16 protein-coding genes are annotated in these 20,863 nt (G+C 46.7%); 8 read left to right on the forward strand and 8 right to left on the reverse strand.

Annotated elements, in window-relative coordinates; all coding sequences use genetic code 11:
* Positions 1–108 precede the first annotated feature (108 nt).
* Together bchI and ruvC are read left to right on the forward strand one after the other, a co-directional pair.
* A complete protein-coding gene (gene bchI, locus QUA57_RS09455; RefSeq protein WP_333040655.1) occupies positions 109–1,224 on the forward strand; it encodes a magnesium chelatase ATPase subunit I in 1,116 nt (371 codons plus the stop codon).
* 90 nt (positions 1,225–1,314) lie between these two features.
* Positions 1,315–1,848 (forward strand): crossover junction endodeoxyribonuclease RuvC, encoded by a 534-nt coding sequence (gene ruvC, locus QUA57_RS09460; protein WP_333060516.1) that lies wholly within the window; start codon positions 1,315–1,317, stop codon positions 1,846–1,848.
* A 7-nt stretch (positions 1,849–1,855) separates the two neighbouring features.
* Here ruvC and QUA57_RS09465 read toward each other — a convergent pair whose 3' ends face one another.
* Complete coding sequence (locus QUA57_RS09465) at positions 1,856–2,449, reverse strand: Uma2 family endonuclease (protein ID WP_333060517.1); 594 nt, start codon at positions 2,447–2,449, stop codon at positions 1,856–1,858.
* A 261-nt stretch (positions 2,450–2,710) separates the two neighbouring features.
* Here QUA57_RS09465 and QUA57_RS09470 point away from each other — a divergent pair, with 261 nt between their 5' ends.
* Entirely contained in the window at positions 2,711–3,085 is a 375-nt protein-coding gene (locus tag QUA57_RS09470; RefSeq protein ID WP_333043082.1) for a hypothetical protein, read from the forward strand.
* Positions 3,086–3,191: 106 nt separating this feature from the next.
* Here QUA57_RS09470 and QUA57_RS09475 read toward each other — a convergent pair whose 3' ends face one another.
* Entirely contained in the window at positions 3,192–3,461 is a 270-nt protein-coding gene (locus tag QUA57_RS09475) for a hypothetical protein (protein WP_333060518.1), read from the reverse strand.
* Positions 3,462–3,715: 254 nt separating this feature from the next.
* Here QUA57_RS09475 and QUA57_RS09480 point away from each other — a divergent pair, with 254 nt between their 5' ends.
* The 3 genes from QUA57_RS09480 to QUA57_RS09490 all read left to right on the forward strand — a co-directional run bounded on the left by QUA57_RS09480 (position 3,716) and on the right by QUA57_RS09490 (position 6,078).
* Positions 3,716–4,939: a hypothetical protein gene (locus tag QUA57_RS09480; protein WP_333060519.1), complete on the forward strand. Its 1,224-nt coding sequence runs from the start codon at positions 3,716–3,718 to the stop codon at positions 4,937–4,939.
* A 10-nt stretch (positions 4,940–4,949) separates the two neighbouring features.
* Positions 4,950–5,183, forward strand: a complete 234-nt coding sequence (locus tag QUA57_RS09485) for a hypothetical protein (protein ID WP_333060520.1) — start codon at positions 4,950–4,952, stop codon at positions 5,181–5,183.
* Positions 5,184–5,439: 256 nt separating this feature from the next.
* The gene (locus QUA57_RS09490) at positions 5,440–6,078 is read left to right on the forward strand and encodes a restriction endonuclease subunit R (RefSeq protein WP_333060521.1); all 639 of its coding nucleotides are present in this window, start codon (positions 5,440–5,442) and stop codon (positions 6,076–6,078) included.
* Positions 6,079–6,158: 80 nt separating this feature from the next.
* Here the strand turns inward: QUA57_RS09490 and QUA57_RS09495 are convergent, their stop codons facing one another.
* The 3 genes from QUA57_RS09495 to QUA57_RS09505 form a co-directional block, all read right to left on the reverse strand.
* Positions 6,159–6,494, reverse strand: a complete 336-nt coding sequence (locus tag QUA57_RS09495) for a ribulose bisphosphate carboxylase small subunit (protein WP_333041670.1) — start codon at positions 6,492–6,494, stop codon at positions 6,159–6,161.
* Positions 6,495–6,539: 45 nt separating this feature from the next.
* Positions 6,540–6,950 carry a RuBisCO chaperone RbcX gene (rcbX, locus tag QUA57_RS09500; protein WP_190660566.1) on the reverse strand — a complete coding sequence of 137 codons (411 nt, stop codon included), beginning with the start codon at positions 6,948–6,950 and terminating at the stop codon, positions 6,540–6,542.
* A 136-nt stretch (positions 6,951–7,086) separates the two neighbouring features.
* Entirely contained in the window at positions 7,087–8,517 is a 1,431-nt protein-coding gene (locus QUA57_RS09505) for a form I ribulose bisphosphate carboxylase large subunit (RefSeq protein ID WP_190660564.1), read from the reverse strand.
* Positions 8,518–9,146: 629 nt separating this feature from the next.
* Here QUA57_RS09505 and QUA57_RS09510 point away from each other — a divergent pair.
* Positions 9,147–10,904 (forward strand): serine/threonine-protein kinase, encoded by a 1,758-nt coding sequence (locus tag QUA57_RS09510; protein ID WP_333060522.1) that lies wholly within the window; start codon positions 9,147–9,149, stop codon positions 10,902–10,904.
* 254 nt (positions 10,905–11,158) lie between these two features.
* On the opposite strand, the gene QUA57_RS09515 is transcribed toward QUA57_RS09510, so the two are convergent.
* From QUA57_RS09515 to QUA57_RS09525, 3 genes are all read right to left on the reverse strand, one after another.
* Positions 11,159–14,428, reverse strand: a complete 3,270-nt coding sequence (locus QUA57_RS09515; RefSeq protein WP_333251063.1) for a DUF4347 domain-containing protein — start codon at positions 14,426–14,428, stop codon at positions 11,159–11,161.
* A 301-nt stretch (positions 14,429–14,729) separates the two neighbouring features.
* On the reverse strand, positions 14,730–16,226 hold the full coding sequence (locus QUA57_RS09520) for a hypothetical protein (protein WP_333060525.1): 1,497 nt from the start codon (positions 16,224–16,226) through the stop codon (positions 14,730–14,732).
* A 213-nt stretch (positions 16,227–16,439) separates the two neighbouring features.
* Positions 16,440–17,633: a tail fiber domain-containing protein gene (locus QUA57_RS09525; RefSeq protein WP_333060526.1), complete on the reverse strand. Its 1,194-nt coding sequence runs from the start codon at positions 17,631–17,633 to the stop codon at positions 16,440–16,442.
* 536 nt (positions 17,634–18,169) lie between these two features.
* Here QUA57_RS09525 and QUA57_RS09530 point away from each other — a divergent pair.
* Positions 18,170–20,812 (forward strand): tetratricopeptide repeat protein, encoded by a 2,643-nt coding sequence (locus QUA57_RS09530; RefSeq protein WP_333060527.1) that lies wholly within the window; start codon positions 18,170–18,172, stop codon positions 20,810–20,812.
* Positions 20,813–20,863: the final 51 nt, after the last annotated feature.

Below are 20,863 nucleotides of genomic sequence, written 5' to 3' on the forward strand. Positions count from 1 at the left end.
TTTGTAAACCGACTAGGCTACTCAAAACGACGATCGCCTACCTTTGAGTGACTGTTGTCCGCTTGTATGTCACAATAAACAAGCAATTATTATATTTTGAGTTATCCTGTGAGTCCTACTGCCGAAGTCAGCAATACCCTAAATGCGGGCGCTCTACCAACCGTTACCGCTACTCCAGCCCGCCGCGCTGTTTTTCCCTTCACTGCGATTGTTGGCCAGGAGGAGATGAAACTGGCGCTGCTGTTGAATGTCATCGATCCCAAAATTGGCGGGGTGATGATTATGGGCGATCGAGGTACTGGTAAATCTACCACAATCCGCGCCCTCACTGATTTGCTGCCGGAAATTGAGGTGGTGGCTGACGATCCTTTTAACAGTCATCCCAGCGATCCAGATTTGATGAGCGATGAGGTGCGCGATCGCACTTTATCTCAAACTGACATTAAAATCGCCCGCAAAAAAGTCCAAATGGTAGACTTGCCTCTAGGCGCTACCGAAGACCGAGTTTGCGGTACGATCGACATCGAGAAAGCTTTGTCGGAAGGTGTTAAAGCTTTTGAACCCGGTCTTTTAGCTAAAGCTAACCGCGGCATTCTGTACGTTGATGAAGTCAATTTGCTCGACGATCATTTAGTCGATGTTTTGCTCGACTCTGCCGCGAGCGGTTGGAATACTGTTGAAAGAGAAGGCATTTCGATCCGCCACCCGGCTAAGTTTATTCTCATCGGTTCCGGCAACCCAGAAGAAGGAGAATTGCGGCCGCAGTTGCTCGACAGATTCGGGATGCACGCAGAAATTCGGACTGTGAAAGACCCGAATTTAAGAGTAGAAATTGTCGAACAGCGATCGAGCTTTGACCAAAATCCAGCGGAGTTTCTCGCGAAATACCAGCGCGAACAAGATGAGATGCAGCAGAAGTTGGTGGAAGCTCAGGAAAGGTTGAAATCGGTAACTATCGATCGAGAGTTGCGGGTAAAAATCTCCCAAGTCTGCGCTGAATTGGACGTAGACGGGCTGCGGGGCGATTTGGTGACAAATCGGGCTGCGAAAGCTTTCACGGCTTTGGAGTGCCGCACAGAGGTGACTGTGGACGATATTCGCCGGGTGATGACTCTGTGTTTGCGGCACCGGTTGCGGAAAGACCCGCTAGAATCAATAGATTCGGGGTATAAAGTGACTAAAGTGTTTGATCGGGTATTCGGCCTAGAAACAACTGAGGGGTAATTAATAATTGGTAATTGGTAATTGGTGGTGAGGAAACATTTCCCAAATTTTTAATGCCTCCTTCCCCATTTCCAATTACTAATTCGGGCAATGGAAAAACGAATTTTAGGATTAGATCCCGGCTTAGCAAATCTCGGCTACGGGGCAATTTGCTGTCAAATTGTCCCCGGTAAACAAGATGAAAACTTTGTTTCCATGATTGATTGCGGCGTCATACAAACAACGCCCAAACAGGAAATGGGACAGCGGTTGAAAACAATTTACGACGATTTACACGCGGTAATTGAAGAGATTAAACCTGATGTAGCAATTGCCGAAAAATTGTTTTTTTACAAGATGGGAAATACCATACTTGTAGCGCAAGCGCGCGGCGTTTTGACACTGGTATTAGCGCAGTGTAGAGTGCCACTTTTCGAGTTTACGCCGGCTCAAATTAAGCAAGCTTTGACAGGGCGCGGTAATGCGGATAAATCTGAAGTGCAAGAGGCCGTGGCGCGAGAGTTAGAGTTGGGTTATATTCCGAAACCCGACGATGCGGCGGATGCTTTGGCGGTGGCTTTGACTGGTTGGTACGATGATGATATTTGCCCCAAGAAAATACAGTTGGAAACAGAAAAAGTTTGATGCAATATCAAATCATGGGCAAATTAAGCACAAATCCGGGCAAGACATCTTCTCCCGATAAACTTACAGGAAATTGTACAATCTCTACTTCGCGAGAAGGGCGATAAATTTCTACTTGTTCGTCTTGAGGATTAATCAGCCAACCCAAGCGCAAGCCGCTGTTTAGATATTCCTGCATTTTCTCCTGAAGCTGCCGCAGCGGGTCTGTGCGCGATTCCCTACGGGATAGCTTCGCTTCACGCAATTCTATGACAAAATCAGGACAAATCGGCGGAAATTTCTCTTGTTGTTCATCCGTTAAAGCAGACCATCTTTCCAAGCTAACCCAAGCCGCATCAGGCGATCGATCGCCTTTATTAGGCAACCGAAAAATTGTTGAAGAACTAAACACTCTCCCTAGCTGAGTTTGACGGTTCCACAAGCCCAAATCAGTAATTAAATCGGCTTCTCGATTGCCGCTGACTCCGCCTACTGGTGACATAATGATAATTTCTCCTTTAGCAGTCCGTTCAAATTGCCAATCTTGATTCATCTGGCATAAACGGTAAAACTGTTCGTCTGTTAGTTGGACAGTATCTAAGTTTAAAGTAACGGTCGTCATTTTTCCTAACTCCCTAAAAATATGAGTCCTGCAAACTTATTTGAGCGTCGCATTTTGTCAATTTTAACATCACTCTCCATAGCCCGGACTTAAGCTTTAATACCAGGGCTTAAGCCCCATCCAGACTATTGCGAGGTGCAAAATATTAGTTAAAAATATAATTAAGTTCCATCGCCTAATTCCCACCTCAATCAAAAAATGCTATAATATCAACTTTAATTGCTAAACTTATCCCGCCAGCAGAGAACACAGGAAAATAATATGGTGATTATTACCTCACAACAAATTGCCCAATTTCGCTCACAATTAGCCGAATATCCCGAAGCCCTAAAAGCCCTAGACGCCATCGAAGATTGCGAAGGTAACATCGAAGATGCAGCGATATCTCTAGCAATTCAAGCCGGCCAAGAACCGAATATCTCGGAAAATTGGTTAGACGGATTGGCCAAAAGATGCCGCGTTGCTATCTGCAAATCCGAGGTTAAAGAAGAGTTGAAAAACGGACAATTGAATGCAGCATTTAGAGATTTAGTAGCAGCAAAAATTTGCCCTAATATTTTGGTGACTTCGGTGATTATTTATGTATTTAAAACTGGGGTGGATGAGTTTTGTGAACCTCTCGAATATAAACTATAAGGCAATCCAGACATTTAAAAAGTAGGTGAGGCGAAGCTATCCCGAAGGGTAGGGAATCGCCCTCATTTCTCAAAACATGATACAACGAGGCGATCGCAACTCTTCTCTACCCCTTTGCACTACTGTACCCAGCCGACCTCAAATCCGGCGACAAACCCAAAGATTTCCCCAGCAAACGAGCAAGTTGCACTAAAAAATTAGCAGTATCTTCGTCACCTTCGCGCGCCATAGAAGCCGATATCTGGATTAGCATTTGCACAAATCCCGCATCAATTAAATCGGAACAGGAACTCAAAACCTCTGGTTCTTGGCCGTTGGGACAAGTAAGCACTCGCTCGATTAAGTTCAAATAAGCCTCTTGGCGTTCTGGATTCATTTTGGCAGAAGCTGTACAGTAAATAATTTATTATTACGTTTAACTCAGCCCTGTCAATCAGGCGATCGAATAAGCGATCCCCGTTTTTACTCTAGAAACTCCATTCAGTCAGGAATAGACAGAAGCTTAAAGAAAATCTTAAGTTTCTCAATGCTAGTTGAGTTGAGGTAAGCTGCCCCGAGGCGCCCCCTAGAATTCAAGCTAAGCTGCGCCAATAATAACCCTAAGATTCAAGGGAATTAAGAATATACAAAATGAAAATAGGAATATTTTTAGGAAATCTAGGAAACCCCGCCATCTACTATCCCAAACTCGCCACAATTACCGGCGGAGTCGCGGCGAGTATTTTTCTTTGCCAATTATTGCAATGGCAATCACAAAAGTCCAACTCCGGCGAATGGATGAAAACTAACAGCACAGAAATAGAAAAAGCAACGGGTTTAAATCAGGAAGAACAGGAATTAGCGAGAAAGCAGCTCAAAATGCGATCGCTCCTGAAAGAAAAATTAATAAATCCCCACACGGATACCCTAGAACTCTGGGCGGACATTGATGCTTTCGAGGAAAAACTCAATAACTTTGAGACACCGAATCCGCCAGATATTATAACACCGATAAGCCGCGAAAACAACAATCACCCTGTAGCAATCTTCCGCGAAACATCACCCCCAAATCATGTAGTTAAAACCGACAAATATTTCGGGCAGCCCCGCCAGCAAATAGCCGTTGCTGTCACGCCTAATTACCGATTTAGCGGCCCTTGGGATTCCCAAGAACAACTGCACAACTTTCAGCGAGCTTTAGAAGCATATGCTCAAGAGCGCAGCTTAGGATTTGGCAATCCTTCTGGATGGGCATTTAAAATTATTGACAGCATGACAAAAGGCTTAACCTCAACTTTTTGGGATGAATTTATCGCCGGAATTCCTTTAGGAGAAAGTCAAAAAGTTAAGCGAGATTGGGAAATCGAGCCGGAAGTGCCTTATCCTGCTTTTGAAGAAGAGCGAATTCAGTATTACGTGCACAAAGGCGAACCCCTAGAAGCAGCAGTCTCTAAAGCTCGTGCTGACTTGAGAAACCCGGTTTTGGGCAAAGATTTGTGGGAGGGATTTCTGCGAAAGTGCGATCGTCTTGCTGATGATGCGCTCAAAGCAAAACAGCAGGGCGTTGACACACCATATCTGCCCTCTTCCTTCAATGAAAAACCGCAAATCACCAAGGATAGCGTTATGCGGAAGTTAGGGGCGATCGCGCCTCAATCCGGCTTAAATCAATCCACATCTGAAACAATTGCTGAACCACCAAAACTCGAACAAAAAGAGCCACCAACCGCCGCCGAAATCCCCAGTATTTCCTCTTTGCAAAAAGCTTACCAAACTCCTCTCGGCCGAAGTATAGTTGAAAAACAAATCGCTGCCAACCCCGACTGGGGCTACGAAATAGTTGACGGCGAAATAGTCGAATCAATCCCTTTTTAATGAGGCTGATATGAAAGCCATTAGCGATATCAATCCCCTGGGAGAAGAGCGACCCAATCCTTCTAAGGAAGAGAGAGAAAAACTGCGGGGGGAAAGGTTGCAGCGAGAAAGAGATGAAGCATATCAAATGTTAGTTGAACTATGCAATTTTGGCGAATATGACATGGCCGAGCAGTTGGCAAATCGACATTTTAATTGGGGTTATGAAATAGTTGATGGGATTGTGATAGAAAGGATAGATTAGGTTTGTTGTCACCCGACGATTGAAATTGCGTCTACTTTCATGGGCAGGCAAGAGGCATACTTCCCAAGAAACTTGATATGTTGTGGAACAGGCATCTTGCCTGTTCCTAAGAATATGTGCCGGCTCTCCGGTCTACCCCACAAGAAACTTGATATGTTGTGGAACAGGCATCTTGCCTGTTCCTAAGAATGGTGCAAGTTGATTACCGCAATCTCTATGTTACAATTCTAACTAAAACTTAAATAACTATCAAAATATGACGACAACTATTAATGCCAAAAACCTAACGTTATCAGAAGTACACCGTCTGTTCGGCTTTCAAAAACAGTACACTAACTCATTTACCTCTCTGTTATCCCTTGAAGATATGACAGAACACGAACAGCAGGAAATTATACAAATTAGGGATGACTTCGATGACTACATTTCAACTGATCGAGTTTCTGAAGGACTGGTAAAAGCTCTGACTACCTTTCCCTTAATGCGATTGGCTGGCTTCTACCGCCGCCCGATCAAAATTAGTTTAGAACAAGACATAGCCGAAATTAGCATTGAAGAGGAAGATACTATCATTAAAGGACGGTTTGATATCTTAGCTGTCAACAGGATAAAACCCATCAGAAGCGATACATATTTTTGGGTTTTGGTGATTGAAAGTAAAAATTCTGGAATTAACGCATTGATGGGTTTATCCCAATTGCTAACCTATGCTTATCAAAATTTAAAATATCAGGATACAATCTGGGGCTTGACAACAAACGGAATGCATTATCAGTTCGTCAATATTCAGGGGGGCAATCACCCAACCTATCAACTAATGCCTTTGCTAAACCTGATGGAGTCCGACTCTTCAATTTTGTTGCTGCAAGTGTTAAAAGCTATTTGCAAACTATAAAAAAAGAGGCAGAGAAAATTCCCCGCCTCCAATCTGCAATGACTGTTAACCTAAAAATTAGATTAGCCAGCCAATACTTTTTAGTAGCCTCTGGTGTTAGGCTTGTGGACGATGAAGCTCAGCACTTGGCACTGCTTCACGTTGTCAAAACCCATGACGCGGATGTAGCAACCAGGATTATCTTGACGGCAAGCTTGAACTTCTGTCATGATTTCTTGGACGCTGCGAGCACCAAACAAAGGCAGCTTCCACAGAGTCCAATAGCGCATTTCAGCGGCAGAGGTTTCGTTGAATTCTACGCCGGGAATGTAGCCTTGATCCAGGATGTACTGGAGTTGCTTGGCAATTTGCGCGTCTGTCAGCGGGGGCAAATAGGACAGAGTTTCGTAACGACGCTCTTTAGGTAAAGTCTTCATTTTTTGTATCTCTAAGGTGTGTGTTCGATCGCACTTGCCGATCGATTAACTCGACAAATTATCCAGATTCGGTTCAGAATCTATTGATGTTTCAGGATTACTGCTAGGAACAGACCAATTAAGTTGCGTAGTTCGCTCTAAATGCTGGCGTCTGTGTTCCATATTCGCCTGTTGAATGCCAGTACAAACCATTTCTGGCAAAAATTCCGTCACATCGTGAGCCAGATACTCTCGCACAGTCATGATCCGAAATCCTAAATCTTGATTTTCCCTCAGCAACTCTTGAATGTATGCTTCTCCATCTTGGATTTTGGCCTTCGTGGAAAAGTCGTTCAACCAGATTGCCAAAGGAGGATTGGTTTCGCTCAACTGAGCGACCACCATCCGCACGGATTGATAGGTTAGGTAACTTGCCAGCACCTTAGCGGTGTCTTTCGCAACTTGTTTGAGATCCATTTTGACCCCAGCCCCCTCAAATTTTAGATTTTGGATTTTAGATTTTGGATGCAAACTTACTTGTAAATCTTCTTCAAAGATAAAGACTTCCTAGCAAGTTTGCGACCTAAAACCTAAAATCTCCAACCAAAAATCCTTAAAGGGTATCCATTGCCTCGAACTCAAACTTGATTTCTTTCCAGAGTTCGCAAGCAACAGCCAGTTCAGGAGACCATTTGCAAGCTTCGCGGATCACGTCGCCGCCTTCGCGCATCAAGTTGCGGCCTTCGTTACGAGCTTGGACGCAAGCTTCCAAAGCAACGCGGTTAGCAGTTGCACCAGGTGCATTACCCCAAGGGTGGCCCAAGGTGCCGCCGCCGAACTGCAAGCAGGAGTCGTCGCCGAAGATTTCCACCAAAGCCGGCATGTGCCAGATGTGGATACCACCAGAAGCAACCGGCATGACACCGGGCATGGAGGCCCAATCTTGGGTGAAGTAAATACCGCGGCTGCGGTCTTCTTCGATGTGGTCTTCGCGCATCAAGTCTACGAAGCCCATCGTGATGCCTTTTTCGCCTTCGAGTTTACCCACAACTGTACCGGAGTGCAGGTGGTCGCCGCCGGACATCCGCAAGCACTTGGCAAGCACGCGGAAGTGGATACCGTGGTTTTTCTGACGGTCGATAACTGCGTGCATGGCGCGGTGGATGTGCAGCAAAATACCATTGCGGCGGCACCATTTAGCCAAGGTGGTGTTAGCAGTGAAACCACCTGTCAGGTAGTCGTGCATGATGATGGGGGTTTTGATTTCCTTAGCGAACTCAGCCCGCTCCATCATTTCTTCGCAGGTGGGGGCAGTTACGTTGAGGTAGTGACCCTTGACTTCGCCGGTTTCTGCTTGAGCTTTTTCAATAGCTTCTTGAACGAACAGGAAGCGATCGCGCCAGCGCATGAACGGTTGCGAGTTGATGTTTTCGTCGTCTTTGGTGAAGTCCAAACCGCCGCGCAGAACTTCGTAAACGGCACGGCCGTAGTTCTTAGCAGACAGACCCAATTTGGGCTTAATTGTACAACCCAGCAAAGGACGGCCGTACTTGTTCAATTTGTCCCGCTCAACGGTAATACCGTGAGGAGGGCCTTGGAAGGTTTTCAGGTAAGCAATGGGAATCCGCAAGTCTTCCAACCGCAGAGCGCGCAGAGCTTTGAAACCGAACACGTTACCGACCAAAGAGGTCAGCAAGTTGGTGACGGAACCTTCTTCAAACAAATCCAAAGGATAAGCAATGAAGCAGATGTACTGGTTGTCTTCACCGGGAACTGGCTCGATGTCGTAGCAGCGACCTTTGTAGCGGTCGAGGTCGGTCAGGAGGTCAGTCCACACAGTTGTCCATGTACCTGTGGAAGATTCAGCAGCTACAGCAGCGCCGGCTTCTTCAGGGGGTACTCCCGGCTGCGGTGTTACCCGGAAAGCCGCCAAAACATCTGTATCCTTTGGGGTGTAGTCCGGCGTGTAATACGTTAGTTTATAGTCTTGAACTCCGGCTTTATACCCAGCCTTTGATTGAGTTTGGGTTTGCGCGTAAGCCATATCTCGCTTCCTAGTATTCGCTTAATTTTTTTGCCCGATCGCAGGCTGTTAAAAATATATCAATAAAGTGGCGTTCTCAAATTTTAATATTCTTTTAATCATCATAAGTATTATTTATTTTGCTTTACATTAGGCAAATATTTGTAACATATCTTATGAAAAGCCAGCGGCGAAGGATGCAGGAGGAAAGGCTGGGGATCGCAGAGCGGGGAGGAATTTCGCTTGAGCGGAAGATATGGTGCAGCGAGCCGAACAGCGAATCAATACGGTTTATGTAAAGAATTTAATACTTAAAAATCAGAATTAGTAAGGGGTAATGGGTCTGGGCTAAGTAGTTAGAAATACCTAAAGTTGTGGATGGCAGTTGAGATCGATCTCAACAGCAATCCTGTATGCAATCTAAAATCCAAAATCCAAAATCTAAAATCTAAAATCCCGCGACTTCCAGACCGTCAACTCAAAAATCGACAGCATACCACATAATATGGACAGGACTTGTGCAGCAAGAGTAAGCTCGTTTCTCAAACCAAATCCGCCGTTACAGCCATTTAACCTCGCTGAAAACCGGGTTTCTGCGTGAGCTGCGCGTAAGTCTAGTATGGATATTTAGCCCCATTTTTACTCTGGTTGTGCCTCACCCCCCTTCAAAAGCCGTTCACTGCATCAATCCAGATTGCCCAAGGCCCTACCCTCAGACTTGGGGCAACAATTTTTGTCATAGTTGCGGGGCTCCCCTGCGGCTAAAAAATCGCTACGTGCCTGTAGAAAGCCTCGGTTCCGGGGGTTTTGCAGCAATTTTCACAGTTTGGGACACAGAAACTCAAACCGATCGCGTCCTGAAAGTGTTGCTCGAAACTTCCGCGAAAGCCCTGAAGCTGTTCGAGCAAGAAGCTTGGGTTTTGGCTCGTTTGCGGCACCCGGGCGTCCCGAGAGTCGAGCCGGACGGTTATTTTCACGTCCAAACGCAAAATTTTGCAGGCGGCGAGGGAAATCCTGCGGCGAAGCGGCTGCCTTGTTTGGTAATGGAAAAGATTCACGGCAAAACTTTAGAAGAGGTTCTCGACGAGCACCCTCAGGGGTGTCCGCAGGAATGGGTGTTTAGTTGGCTGAGTCAAGCTGTGGAAATTTTAGAGGAGTTGCACAGGTGTCAGATTATTCACCGCGACATTAAACCCTCAAATTTGATGCTGCGAGACCCGGAATCGCCCCAAGTTTTGCTAAGCAAGGGTTTGGGCGGACTGCAATTGGTGGCGATCGACTTTGGGGGAGTTAAACAAATGGGCGGTGTCGAATCGGTGGGGAAAGATTCTCGGAGTTCGACGCGGTTGATTTCGCCCGGGTACAGTCCGCCGGAACAAATTGTGGGCGGCGGTGTGGTGCCGGCGACGGATTTTTATGCCCTCGGACGGACTTGCATTCACTTGCTGACGGGGAAGTATCCGGCGGAAATTGAAGATCCGATGACGGGAGAGTTGCGGTGGCGCCACATTGTATCTGTGAGTCCGGCTTTGGCGAATTTGTTGGACGATATGGTGCGATCGAACGTGCAGCAGCGTCCGGCGACGGCTGGCGATGTTCGGGCGCGTTTGCAGGAGATTTATGCTAGGAGTAAGGGCAAAATCGCGATCGCCCCAATCGGCCAAGCTATTGTAGAATTCTGCCGGCAAGTAGTGGTGGCGGGGGCGCAAAAAACTGTCAGCCTGACTGGTGTTGTGTTCGGCGCGATCGCCCAAATCGTGGTAGCTTCTCTGGATACGGGCTGGGAAATGGTGCTAGGTGGCGTTGGTGGAACTGCCGGGGCGATCGGCGGTTTGGTTTTGGGTTATGCTTCGCCTCTAGGCCCGGAAATTGCCAGTTTTCTGAATGAAGGTTTGCAGCAATTAATGCCTAACATGACTTTCGCTGTCGGGCCGGAAGTGCTGCTGTTTGGGTTTGCGGGGTTCGGAACTGCGATCGGTTTGACTGATGCGGGGAGTTTTCGCCAGCAAAAACAGTATTGGCTGTCTGGATTGATGGGAGCTCAGGGTTATTTGTTGGCGGGTTTGTGCTGGATGGAAGCAACAGCTTCTAGCGGTGTGCAGGGGGTTATTTTGGGAGCTTTTGCGATCGCCTCTTTGACTGTGGGAATGGGTTTGCGGAGCCATCAATTAGTTCACGCTTTGGTAGTGGCTGTTTTCTCTACGGGAATGTTTCTGTTGCTGAATGCTTGGAACATTTTTCCGGGGAGTTTCTTTGGGATTTTGTCACTGTCTAACGTTACCTTCGGCTGGCTGCAAGTTTGGGGTTCAATTGTGTTTTTTGGTTTGTTGGGAAGTGCGATCGGGCTTTGTTTGGGAGTAAGTCATTATTTAGTTGTGCCTTTGTTGCGGTGGTTGGGCTGGAAGTAGGAATTAATTAATTCCAGATTAAATAAACATTTTCAGCATCGAGCTAAAAATTACAGTTTTTGGTCGGGCAAGATGCCCACCCCACAATAATTTTAATATATTGAGAGTGTAAATTATATCGTTTCCGTTTGATTCAGACAAGTCTGATGTTAAATTTTGTAGGGCCGGGTAAACCTGCCAATAATTGCCCACAATCGACAATCTCATAAACCGGCCCCGGCGCATAGTTTATGCAGAGTTGGTATTAGTTAGGTTTAGATTAGCGTAAAATCGGCGACAGTGATGTTTGCAGCAGAGACTTGATCGAGAATGGCTAATAGTTCGCCGGTATTCGCGAGCGCAATCGACGCAGCATTATTGTTTTGAGTAATTGCCAGTTGCTCAAAAGTCAGACCGCCGCTTAATACCAGCAAGTCTCGATTGTCTTCAAAATCAATTACAGTATCAGTGCCGCCAAATGACAGCACAAATCGATCGCTCCCGAGATAGCCCCTCAAAGTATCGCCACCCTCACCGCCAATCAGCCAGTCATCGCCAGCACCGCCGCACAGCGAGTCATTCAAGCCCGCATCACCCGTTAGCGCAAGGCTCTCGGTGTCTCCAAGCAAGGTGTCATTGCCATCACCGCCGCAAAGCAAATCGCTGGCTTTATCGCCAAATACGCGATCGTCCCCAGCATCGCCCAAAACAGTGTCGTTACCCTTGCCGCCGCGTACCGTATCGCTGCCATCGCCCCCAGAGACAGTATCGCTGCCCTTATCGCCCCGCACCAAGTCGTCGTCTGCGCCGCCAACAGCGAGGTCATCGTTCTTGCCCGCATATATAGTATCGTCGCCTGCACTACCGTCGAGCCAGTCATTGCCCTCGTTACCAAACAGTAAGTCGCGATCGAGAATTGAGCCGACAGGAATGTTGCTGAAAATTCCGCCAATTATGGTGTCGTTCTCTTGTTGGCCAATGATGATATCGTTGCGAGCATTGCCGTTGATAGCGTCGTTGGAATTGGTGCCAGTCAGGGTGTCATCGCCATTGCTACCGCCAAGCGTGAAAGCAACTGAAGCAAAATTTGGGATCACAATTCGATCGCAAATACAGGGATCGGGAGTTGGCGCAGGAGTCGGAGTTGGCGCAGGAGTCGGAGTCGTCGCAGGAGTCGGAGTTGGAGTAGGGGCTGGCGCTGGCGCTGGAGTTGGCGCAGGTATTGGCGCAGGAGTCGGAGTTGGCGCAGGTGCAGGAGTTGGCGTTGGCGCTGGGGTCGGAAGTGTCGGTGCTGGAGTCGGAGTTGGCGCTGGCGTTGGGGTCGTCTCTGCTGGAGTCGGAGTTGGCGCAGGCGTTGGAGTCGTCTCTGTTGGAGTCGGAGTTGGCGCAGGCGTTGGGGTCGTCTCTGTTGGAGTCGGAGTTGGCGCAGGCGTTGGAGTCGTCTCTGTTGGAGTCGGAGTTGGCGCAGGCGTTGGAGTCGTCTCTGTTGGAGTCGGAGTTGGCGCAGGCGTTGGAGTCGTCTCTGTTGGAGTCGGAGTTGGCGTAGGCGTTGGAGTCGGAGTTGGCGCAGGCGTTGGAGTCGGAGTTGTCGCTGGAGTCGGAGTTGGCGCAGGCGTTGGAGTCGGAGTTGTCGCTGGAGTCGGAGTTGGAGTCGTCTCTGTTGGAGTCGGAGTTGTCGCTGGAGTCGGAGTCGGAATTGGTATGGGCGCGCTGATATCCCGCACGAAGACATCCATAGCGTTGTTAGTATCCCCAGTCACCAGGTTGGTGGCAAGAGAGTAGAACGCCACATAGCGCCCGTCCCCTGAGATGGATGCCGGCGTGGATGGGCCATTTCCTCGGTTGCCGTTAGAGTCTACAGAGATGCGCTTAGTGGTGTTGTTAACGGTGTCCCGCACGAAAACGTCCAATGCGTTAGTCTGGGTTGTTGTTGAACCGCTCTGTGTAAGGGTCGTATACTGAGAGTCAAACACCACATAGCGTCCGTCCCCTGAGATGGATGGGGCGGCGTTGCCGGGCTTATCTAGATCGAATGATGATACTAAGGTGGTGGTGCTGTTGAGGGTGTCCCGCACGTAGATGTTACTATCGAAGGGATTAGCGTTGTTGCTCAATTTATCAGCAGATGTAAAGGCCACATAGCGCCCGTCGGCTGAGATCGACGCCTGCCGGGAGTGCCTATTCTCTTTCCCCTGTTGGCCGTTGGAGTCTACTGAGATGCGGGTGGTGGTTTTTGTAACGGTATCCCGCAAAAAGATGTCACTAGAGTTGTTCGTGTCCCCACTCACCAGGTTGCTGGCACCAGATTCAAACGCCACATAGCGCCCGTCGGCTGAGATTGATGGGTTGTACGAGCTCTCATTCCCCTGACTGCCATTCGAGTCAAGGGAGATGAGGGCGGTGGTGCTGTTGACGGTATCCCGCAGGAAGATATTAATCCGTCCGTTAGTGTCCCCACTTACTAGGTTGCTGGCAGCAGATGCAAACGCCACATAACGCCCGTCGTCTGAGATGGATGAAATGCCGGATGCACCATTTCCTTGATTGCCATTGGAGTCAACAGAGATGCGGCTGGTAGTGTTTTTTACGGTATCCCGCAGGAAGATATCAGCCTGTCCGTTAGTGTCGCCGTTTACTAGGTTGGTGGCACCAGACATAAAAGCCACATAGCGCCCGTCGGCTGAGATTGACGGATACAGGGAACTACCATTTGAGTTAGCCGAGATCAGGCTGGTGGTGCTGTTGACGGTATCCCGCAGGAAGACATCACGCACTTGGTTCGTGTCGTCCTTCACGAGCTTGCTGTCAGCAGACGCAAAGACTACATAGCGCCCGTCACCTGAGATAGATAGATTGAAGTAAGCCCCTGGGTCGCCCTCACCCTGGTTGCCATTGGAGTCTACGGAGACGCGGGTGATGGACTCGGCAAAAAGGCCCTGGTAGTTCGCCATTACTGCAGGTTCAAAGGCTAACGGGGTCTTAATTTGCCCGATCGCGCATTCCAATTCCCAGTCGCCACCGAGTTCAGCACAGCCAATCAGCTTGGCGGAGGCGGCGACATTTGCACCCGTGAGGAAAGCTAGGCGTTGAATGAACGCAACCTCTCCTCCTTGCCCTTCTCCCCTCTCCTCGCAGTCCCGGAGGTAGGGCGTGAGGTCAGATGCCACATTGCAACCGTAAATGAGCAGATCCGCACCATCTGTTAAAGCGCGCCGCCACTGCTGCAACAAACTGCCATATTTGTCTAAATTATGCCAACTTAGCTGCGCGTTCCCTAGTTTCAAGCTACCTGGGCTGCCGTGGGAAACAATATGAACGCTGGTAATTCCGGTGCGCGAGTCCAAAACCTCGCTAATTTGCTTTACTCCGTCCCGCCCGCGATCGAGAATTATCACTTCAATTCCCGGTTTGACCCCCTTCACCAGGTTTTCCCAGTCCGCAACAGCGGGGTCAACGAACATTATTGCCGATCGCGCGCTGCTGAAGGGACGCGCCCCATTCTTGCCATCTAGAGCCTGAAAATTGGCAGTTGATAAGTTTTTCATCCTATTATTTTTTGAGATTTTTTTTAACAAAGTAGAATTAACCACTGATTTTCTGTACTCCAAAACTGGTTATTAGCCCTCTATAGATTGCCTTTGAAATACAAGTGATTTGACCCATGAATAGACTTCTTGCAAAAGTCCCTTCGATCGAATTATTAGGCAGGCATAGACGCCTATCCCACCAGAAAAAATTACTCTTGTCGGATGGGCTGTTAGCCCGTCCGGGGCTATTTTTGCAAGAGGTCTAAAGTCCTACAAATTTTGAGTTCGCATATTGTCACCAGACCGAAGCGCGGCTCAGCTAAGATGGATTTGCCTTTCCCGGAGTGTAATTGAACCTAGGGACTTTGTTGGTCAGATCCACCTCAACGCTGCCACGCTCGAACGATCGGCGCAGAAGTTTGGGATTTTCGGAAACCTGTTGATATGGTTCAATCGGATTGCCGAAGTTGTAATAATACTCGGGGTACTCCCACCAGTAATCGTAGAGGTTGCTACGGTCAGAATAGCTAAAGTACGTCTTATTTCCTTCTGCAATCAAAAGATATGTGGCAAGTGCAAAACGGGCTTTTTCATCTCGGTTTGTGCTGTTACCAGGCGCACCGGCAATATAGTTGTTGCCTTTCTCAAGCCACTTCTGAGCCTGTTTAAGCTGATTTTCGATAGTGTTTGGGCTAAAATAGCCGTTCCCCCAGTCAAGTGCAAAGGCTTCTAGGAAGCCACCCTCTAAGTAGGGCTCGAAGCGATCCCACTCCGAGTTCGAGTTCCAGGGTGCTCCCTCAATCATATTTGCCCAGAGAGGGAAGTTATTGTCGTTGGTATGGAGGACGTTGTGAATACGCTTGACAAACTCGAAAACTGCATCGCCGTATTCTTGGCTGGACTGGTACTTCTCCAGTTGAGACTTGCAGTTCTCAGTAGGTGTAGGTTTGCACATATCCCGCCGCACCTTGTTCCAGCTCAACTCCAAGTTATCCAAGTAAATACCGTCCATTCCCGACTTGGGATGGTTGGGGGTACCCTTCATTTCGCGCAGCAGTCGGGCGATAAAATATTCCTGCCAGTCTTTATTGCCAGGGTTGGGGTAGTAGGCTTTTCCCCCACCGCCATCTCTAACAATTCGGTAATTTTCAAAAGACTGGAATGGTCTGACGTGGAGAAACCAGTCCTCAGTAGCTTGAATTGGCGGAGTATCTGGGTTGAGATCGTGGTCGAATGTGGTTCCCGTGGCGATGCTGTCCTGGATTTCGCAAAAAGCACCCTTATCCATAGTTACGTTGTTACTCCGTGCGCCGTCCCACTCTCGTTCCTTTTCGGTGCATACCTGCGTTCGCCCTATACGACTAAAGAACACGCGGTATGGGGGTCCCACCAGTTGCTCCATAATTATGTACTGCATGAGAGGACCCTGCAAGCCGAGGCGACGGTACTCCAACGCCTTGGGAGCGAATCCGCGATGAAATATCACAGCACTAAATTTTTGAGCAATCTCTTGTGGGGTAAGTTCTTGTTGAGTGGCAGGATTCTTGGGAACCTTGTAGATGACTGGGTGCTTGGTTGGAGTGGTGATTGTAATCGGGGAAATAGGGGAAATAACTGATTGTGTTGAGCTTGAAGTTGGCGCGGAAGTAGGTTCTTTCTCCAGACTAATCTTTGACCCCAAAGTTGGCGTGGAAGTTGTTTGAGGAAAAAGGGTATCAGCAAAAGCAGGCATATCCACCAAGAATGGTAGCGTTAGGGCGATCGCACAGAGAATGGCAAGCGCCCAAAAACTCGGCTTAACAAGTTTGATAGACATAATTTAAATCTTCTTATTTCCTGGTGTGAAAACACTGTTATGGATATTGGTGAAACTGAGTTTCGAGGTAGCGCTCGAAACTCAGAAGTTGTTGTGTCGGTTCATTACCAAAAGAGAGTATGCAGGTTAACTACTTGCTTCTCTGGCTAACTTTCCCGCATACACAACTTTTCAAAATGATTAGCTGTCAAACCCAATAGTTATTATTGACAGTTATGCAGTTTTAGCCTCCAAAAGTTTTACCTTTTCGGCTAATGCCGATATGGTATTTTGTTGCTCTTTCAGCGCTTGAGTTAACACGGCAACGATATCCATCGGACTGATCGTTTTTCTGTCATAAGTTGCCACTAATTCTGGGACATCTTCCGCGATAAATCCAAGATGCCGATTTTTGTCGCTATCTGCTTTGAAATTGAACTTAACGGGGTTGAGGTTTTTTAATGCCTCAACGGCTTCTTTTCCAGAAAGTTCGGCAATATTCTCCTTTAATTCCCTCGAAGACTTGAGTAGAATGCCATTGGCATAGACATCGCCTGTGACTCTGACATCGCCGACAGTGCCATTTGCTTGCAACCTCATTATTTCTTGTCCATCAGCAGGGCCTCCGACTCCTACAAAGATGAATCTGAATACATCCTCAGTATTGTCCCCCCATGCAATGACCGCATCTTGGCGATCATCCTTACCTTCAGGTTTTAAGCCAAAAAAGACATTATCGGTATTCTCAGAAACTAGGGTTCCTCTTACCATCCAAGAACGGTAACCACCAGTAGGCTGAGTAGGTAATCCGTCGGCAATATGCAACATCGATAGTGGATTATTCGCCCCGATGCCAACGTTGCCTTTGTTTTTAATTGTCAGTAAATCTTTTTTGCTAGTGCCGTCATTCCAGATAAATTTCGTCTGTCCGATGTCTTGTCCGTAATGAGTAAACACAAAGAAACTGTCATTTCCGCCGTCATAACTAAAATCATCTCCTACTCCAGAGGTTCGCAACATTTTAATGTTTCCTTTGGCCGAATTGAGGTGTAATTTAGCTTCTGGATTCGTCGTCCCGATGCCAACGTTGCCATTGGCTGTAACTGTTAGCAAATCACGATTCGTATGTGTGAAAAGACGGGCTTTTTTGTCTTTGTTATACCAGACAAAACGGTCGCCTGCTACTGGCGTTGTTGGCCAAGAAGTCAGGTTACGATCTACAAAACCAAATTCAGCTACTGGTCCTGCAACGTTAATTCCTCCTTGGCCTGTTGTTGCAGCAAATGGTCCGACTGCGGCGTAGCCGGTTACAAAAAGGTTGCCGTTGATTGTTGCGTCATCAGGCGCAAGTTGGTCGGACGCGGTTTCCGGCTGGGCATTCATGTTTTGGTTAGACTTATTTTGATCCGGCAGATTTTGGTCTGACATAATTTCCTCTTTGGTATTACAGAAAAGGCAGTGTTATTGAAATCATTTTGAGCAACGCTTTGCCGATCGACCAGTCACATCTTTGAGTTTCACTCAATTGAGGGACAGGATATTCTCGTTTGTTTGGGTTGCTGCTACAGTTCCTGTCAGTAACTAGAAGCAGGCTGGTTTGCTGCTATCAAAGTTCGACTGGTTGCGCCGCGCTTTCCAATCATTAAGTTTTACGAACGTTGCTGCTAATAGATGCAACCCTAGAGTAATTACGCAGCCGAGCTCGTATGATTACTCGAATGCGCGATCGGTCGGATTCGATCGGACTCTTGTTTCCCATATATCCAGAATGTCTTGCGTAAATGTCGCTAACTGCTCAATCTCGTGGCTCATTTTGCTCAACCTCGTTGCTCATTTTGCTCATTTTGCTCACTTCTCTAAGTAAAAACTCACAGTCTCTGTGTAACAAAATCTGACAAAAACTACGCATAATCCTTGGAGCTAGCGATAATGTAAGTGAAAGTGCAAGTTAATTAAGGATGAGCATGGCTTCTCTGAAATTGTCCGCTGAAGGCTTCCAAATTCTTGAAAGAGCTCGACGGCAGAAACGATGGGACAAAGGAGCAGAAGTCTTGTGCAGCGATGCTTTAACCTCAAAAGCTACTTTGAGACGGTTTTGGGCAAAGCAACCGATTCAGTACGATACTTTTATTAGAATTTGTCAGACTTTAGGAATAGAAAATTGGGAAGCAGTTGTCGATCGCACTCCAGAAAACTGTCTCCCCAGTAACAAAAAAGAGGGAGTACAGATCCCTAATCCTCTGAGTTTTACACTGCCAGAAAAGTTGCCCCCAGTTAGAAATTTTGCAGGGCGAATTCAAGAGCTGGAAACTATCAAAAATGAACTGCTAGCCCCCGATACTAAAGCAATTACAATTACCTCTGTCTGTGTTGTGGGTTTAGCAGGTATTGGCAAAACAACTCTCACTTCTCAATTAGTGCGTCAACTTCAGTCAGAAACCACACACTTTGCCGCCGTAACATGGGAATCTTTGCGTTCTGCTACAGGTATAGCCCCTGGTTTTGATTGGATTGTTGATTCGCTGTTGTTTACCCTCTCCGGCGGCGCAATTTCGACCGCCACTACCGTTCAAGATGATTATCTGAAAAAAACCGCCAGGCTGATCGAGTTACTCAAAAAACAGCCTTGTTTAATAGTGCTGGATAATGTCGAGACAGTCTTGCAAACTGGACAGGCAAATCGAGCGGGATATTTTGCTGCATCCTGCCCTGAATATGCTTGGCTCCTCAAACAGTTAGCAGAAACAGAACATCAAAGCAAAGTGATATTTACCTGTAGGGAAAATTTAGCAGAATTGCCCTGCCGCGCCACTAAAACTATCTCTCTGGGCGGATTGGATATCGATGCTGCTGTTGCCCTCCTGCAAAGTTTCGAGTTATCCGCTACTCCTTCAGAATTAACCGCACTAGCTGAATCTTATCAAGGACATCCAAAAGCTTTGGAAATGATAGCGGCATTGATTCGGGACGACAGTGAATTTGAAGGAAAAGTAGAGAGGTTTTTGCGAGATCGGAACTGGCTGTTAATTAGAGATATTGAAAATTTAATCGATGAAGTGTTAACCCGTTTGAGCGAACCAGAACAAACTTGTCTGCTGCGAATTTCTGTCTGTCAAACATCAGAATATCCGCTAAGTTTGGCAGTAATTGTAGCCCTGATGCCAGAGTTGAGCGAATATGACTTAAAAGAAAACGTCATCCTCGCTTTAAAACGCCGACAATTTCTTGACTACGATCGCCAAAGGGAATCTTACCAATTGCATCCATTAATTCAAGAAAAAGCTTATCGCTTGCTGTGTCAAAATTACGAACAGTTCCGCATCGCTAATCAGCAAGCATACCGCTACTTTCTGAACGTTCCCCTCAAGCCTAAAACTGAATGGAAAAGTATTAATGATATTAAACCGCTGCTGTTAGCATACTATCATGCTTGTCAAGCAGAGGATTGGGATGAATCTGCGATCGCACTTTCCGATGCTTTCGAGTCGATGCGCTATTGGAGTCATTTTAAACTCCTGATATGTTTGTACAGCAAACTGATACCATTTGATTGGAAACAAGGAGGACAATTAGTAACTTCGGCTGCTACTCATATTGAGATTTTGTGTCAGATTGGTTTAGTCTACCAGTCGATCGAACAATTTCAGATTGCCAGCGAATATCTACAGCAAGCTTTGTCTATTGCCCGGAAAAATGAAAATAAAAAAGCAGAGGCAATGACTTTATTTTACCTATCAAAGGGTCATAATTATCTAGATCGTTACCCAAATGCCATTAAATGTTTGGAGGATTGCTTGGTAATTGCTATTGATATTAAGGAAGATAAAATTGAATTCCAAGTCTTAAACACTCTGGGATACATCAACTATTACAGGGACTGCTATAATTTAGCGAGCGCATATTTTAGCCAAGCTTTAAAAGTTGCTATTCAAAACAGCTTTACCGAAGGAGAAGCCAACGCATTGGCTGGTTTGGGCAATACATACATAGGATTAAAAAAGTACGATTTAGCAATTGATTATTTAAATCAGTTTATAGAAATAATCTCCGACAAAGATCATCAAATCAAATGTACAACTTATCTGCTTACTGAGATCGGCGATTTTTGTGCAAATAGCCACAAATATAAAACGGTAATAACTTGGGTGCAAGAGCCTTTAAAAAGTTATATTGATTTGGCAGATCGACCTGATGGCATATATCAGAGCAAAGGTTTGGTGACAGCGTACAATGGACTCGAAGAATATCAAAACTTTTTCGATATTTTGAGTGAATGTGTTAAGTTTGAAAGTGATGGAGATTCCAGGCATAAGGTAGATAGGGTGTATAAAATGGGCAAAAAATTTCAGAATCTTAGAGAATTTGAGCAAGCAATTGAAAATCTTCAAACTAGCGAGATGCTGTTGAACAATATTGATAAGAATGCTGGGGTCGATCGTTTGGATACTTTAAGGGTACTCGTAGAGTTAGCCAAAACTATGCTGAGGTGCGTAATTGGCATACAGCCAATGATCCAATATTACCTAAATCAAGCCGAGGAAATTTGTATAGAACAACAGCTACCGCTGCTGACAGAGATCCAAAAACTTCTAGCAGATTTGCAATAAAATCAATGGATAGAGCAACTAAGGGTTGGGAATTAAGATACACAGCGAATA

This window comes from Microcoleus sp. Pol7_B2 (assembly GCF_036701035.1).
Lineage (GTDB): Bacteria > Cyanobacteriota > Cyanobacteriia > Cyanobacteriales > Microcoleaceae > Microcoleus.